This window comes from Frankia sp. CoBUL1 (assembly GCF_978021245.1).
In genome coordinates, this window is the sequence record NZ_CDXDOS010000315.1 from 1 (window position 1) to 3493 (window position 3493).

Annotated in this window: 4 protein-coding genes; 2 read left to right on the forward strand and 2 right to left on the reverse strand. The window is 69.8% G+C overall.

Features of this window, described 5'->3' with window-relative positions:
- Positions 1-3: 3 nt before the first annotated feature.
- Positions 4-846 carry a hypothetical protein gene (locus AC08OX_RS16120; RefSeq protein WP_476608575.1) on the reverse strand — a complete coding sequence of 281 codons (843 nt, stop codon included), beginning with the start codon at positions 844-846 and terminating at the stop codon, positions 4-6.
- A 238-nt stretch (positions 847-1084) separates the two neighbouring features.
- Between AC08OX_RS16120 and AC08OX_RS16125 the strand changes: the two genes are divergently transcribed.
- Both AC08OX_RS16125 and AC08OX_RS16130 read left to right on the forward strand, forming a co-directional pair.
- On the forward strand, positions 1085-1732 hold the full coding sequence (locus AC08OX_RS16125; protein ID WP_476608576.1) for an aminotransferase class III-fold pyridoxal phosphate-dependent enzyme: 648 nt from the start codon (positions 1085-1087) through the stop codon (positions 1730-1732).
- A gap of 17 nt (positions 1733-1749) precedes the next feature.
- Entirely contained in the window at positions 1750-2784 is a 1035-nt protein-coding gene (locus AC08OX_RS16130; RefSeq protein WP_476608577.1) for a PLP-dependent aminotransferase family protein, read from the forward strand.
- Positions 2785-2899: 115 nt separating this feature from the next.
- Here AC08OX_RS16130 and AC08OX_RS16135 read toward each other — a convergent pair whose 3' ends face one another.
- Entirely contained in the window at positions 2900-3454 is a 555-nt protein-coding gene (locus tag AC08OX_RS16135; protein WP_476608578.1) for an AAA family ATPase, read from the reverse strand.
- Positions 3455-3493: the final 39 nt, after the last annotated feature.

The following is a 3493-nucleotide window of genomic DNA, read 5'->3' on the forward strand; positions in this document are numbered from 1 at the left end:
GGCTCACTGGGCCCATTCGGGGTCGCTGTCCGGGCTGGCGGCGGCAATACCGTCGGCCGCTGCTCCTGCTGCGCGGTGGAAGCCGCTGAGATCGCCGGTGATGGCGAGGTATCTGGCTTCGAGGGCGGCGAGGGCGGCCTTGATACGGCAGGGTGGGAGCTTACGGGTGCCGTACTGGGCGAGCTGGACCATCTCCAAAGCGTCGTCGGCACGGCCAAGGTGGCCCGAGACGCGGGCCAGGCAGTTGAGCAAGTGAGCGGCCAGACCGGTGTCACCTGCCTCGGGAGCGGCGCGCAGGCCGAGCAGGAGATAGCGCTGTCCTTCCGGAGAGCGGCCAGCGTCGTGGGTCATCCAGCCGGCGACGCTTGCGAGATCGCCGACGGCGGCGAACAGTTCGCGGCCGACGGCTTCGGTCATCCGGCCGTGGTAGAGCAACTCGGTGGTTGCCTTGAGCTGGGCGACGACGGCGTCGCGTGAAAGGCCGCCGCCGTGCTGGTTGTCCCAGGTTCGGAACGCGGCGCTGGTCGCGCTGATCTTCTCGACGTCGGCCAACCCAATGCGTCCGGGACGATCAGGCTGCGGAAGCTCGCCGGGATCCTGATCAAGCCAGGGGCAGACGGCGTTCAAGAGGTCAGGGCCGGTAAGCAGATCGGTTCCATCCGGGTGGGGACTGGTGAGGTCGCTGCGGGTCGTATCAAGGACCGATTTGACGACTGCGTCCGGGTGCCAGGGCAACTGGACACCGCGCTGCCCTGGCGAGGCGGAGTCCATACCGATACTGGCGCGGTCGAGGGGTTTGGAAAGGCCGCAAAGCCTGGTGCGGGCTTCAGCGAGGAGCTCGGGCATGACACCGCGGGGCTGCTCGCCGGAGACCCACCGGCTGATCCGGGAGCTGTCGGGCGCGGCGTTCACCGGAGGGCGGCGATGTCGGGCGAGGCGGCATACCTCGTCGGCAACCTGCTGGTAGCTGCGGCCCGACTTGCCGATCCAGTGCGCGAGAGCGTGATTGCGTTGCCGGTGAGTGCCCTTCACCTGCGCCTCCGACGGGGTCGATTGCCTGGTGGGAGCAGGAGACGTCTGTGGCGTGGGCGGGGTCATTCCGCTGCCCGACGGCTGTCTGGCCGGGGCGCGGCGGACGTGTGACGAGCACGGTGTGCTGCTGATCGTCGACGAGGTGATGACCGGTCTCGGTCGGACCGGCCGGATGTTCGGTTTCCAGCACGATGACGGGGTCGTCCCGGACCTTGTGACGACTGGGAAGCACCTGACCGGCGGGCACTTCCCGCTTGCTGCGGTCACGACTACGCAGGCGGTCTACGAGGCGTTCGCCGGCGACCCACTGCTGGGCGGGCTACGGCACGGGCACACCACCTCGGGCCACGCCACCGGATGTGCTGCGGCGCTGGCATGCCTGGATGTGATCGACCGTGACGGCCTCGTCGGGCGCGCCCGCCAGCGCGGGACCGTTCTTCTCGGTGAGTTGGAGCGGTTGCGGCGGCATCCCGCCGTCCGGGATGTCCGAGGCCGGGGGCTGCTGGCCGGGGTGGAGCTGGCCAGCGACGCACTCGCAGGGCAGGTGGCCGAGCAGTGCATGCGCCGGGGCGTGTTGGTCCGGCCGATGGGCGCGGTGCTGCAGATCGCGCCGCCGCTGATCATCACCGAGGAGCAGGTCCGTAGGATCGCCGCCGTCATCGGCCAGGCCTGCGTGCACGTCATGGCTGGCGTCCAGTGACCTCCCACAGATCGACCGTGATCCTCCCTTGCGCAGGGGCTGGGAGCCGCCTCGGCCTCCCGTTCGGCAAGGAGCTCCTGCCGCTCGGACCTGGGTCCACGCCGCTGGGCGAGACCCTCGCCCTGCTGTTGCCTCATGCCACAGCGCTGCGCTTGGTCATGGTCCTCGGGCCGGGAAGGGAGGCCACCGCCCGGCACGTCATCGCCAGGACCGCAGCCGCGGGCCTGCCGGTCGCGTTCACCACCCAACGCCCGGAACTGGCGGAGTGCACGGGCGCCGTGCTCTCCGCGCAGCCCTGGTTCGCGGAGCGAAACATTCTCCTGCTGCCCGACCAGGTTCTGCGGTTCCCGGCCGCTGACCTGATCGGCCGTGCCCTGGACGCCGGAGCCGACAGCTTCGGGGGGTCCACCCACAAGACCCTCCCCGGCCCGCAGAAGGGCATCATCGCCACCAGGGACGAGGCGGTCGCCCGCCTGCTCCGCGTGGCCCAGCCGCACGTCATCTCCAGCCACCACCACGGCGCCACCTGCGCCCTCGGCCTGGCCCTCGCGCTGTTCGCCGAACGCTGCCCCGGCTACCCCTGCTCGATCATCGCCAACGCCCGCGCCCTCGGCGCGCGCCTGGCCGACCATGGCCTGCCCCCGGAAGGCGCCACGTTCGGCTACAGCAAGGGACACCAGCTCTGGCTGCGGACCGCCCCGCATGGCATCGCAGCCGCCGATGCCGCCGGGCGACTGCACGACGCTGGAATCCTGGTCAACTTCCTCGGCGACCTGCCCGGAATTCCCGAACCCGCCCTGCGGATCGGGGTCAACGAGCTGGCCTGGCTTGGCCTCCAACCCGACGACATCCCCGAGCTCGCCAGCATCATGACCCGCGCGATCCTCGGCACCGAGCCGTCACACGAGCTTGCGGCGCAGACGGCCAGCCTCCGCCACAAGCTTCCCAGAAGCCCCATTCCCGAGCCCCTGCGAGACCTCGCCTTCACCCTCCTTCAGACCGTCTTCGGTGGCCACCTCGCCACGTCCAAGATCGCCGTGCTGCGGACCTGAGCCCGCTCCTGCTCGACCCCGACGACGCCGGGACGGGTTTTCCTCACCGGCGACCAGATGATCAAATTCTGTGGTGCCCGCCGCCCGTGGCCGCGCCGTCGGCAGCACTGCCGTCTCACCGCACGAGCCGGCCATCCTGCCCAAGTGACAGCAGCACCTCGTCTGCGAGGGTTGATACAGGCAACTCGCCGTCGAGGATGATCGTGTCGCTCGGCAGGGTGTCCTCGGCGGTGGTGCACCGGTCGACCTGGGCCAGCCGCCATCGCCGGACCTCGGCATCCCGCTTCGGGTCGTCGGGGTGGATGACCTGCCCGGTGATCCGCTCCCGCAGCTGGGCGGCCGGCACTTTGAGGAAGAAATGCCGTACCGGGATCCCGTAGGCGGCCAGCCCGCCGAAAATCTCCCGCGCGTATCCCGGATCGACCACGGTCATGGGCGCGATGACGAGCTGGCCGTACTGCTGCGCCAGTACCCGCCCGGTCTCCACGACCAGGAGCCTCCAAGCGGGCAGGTCTTGGAAGTCTCCTGACGGGGCAGGGGAGACCATGTCGCGCAGCATGAACCCGACCTCCTCCGGGTCGAACATCAGCGCGTCAGAGCACTGTCGCCTCAGCTCCTCGGCAAGCGTCGTCTTGCCCGCCCCGAACGACCCGTTGATCCAGCAGATCACGCTTGCTCCCTGCATCTGGCGTAGAGCCTGCACCTAGAT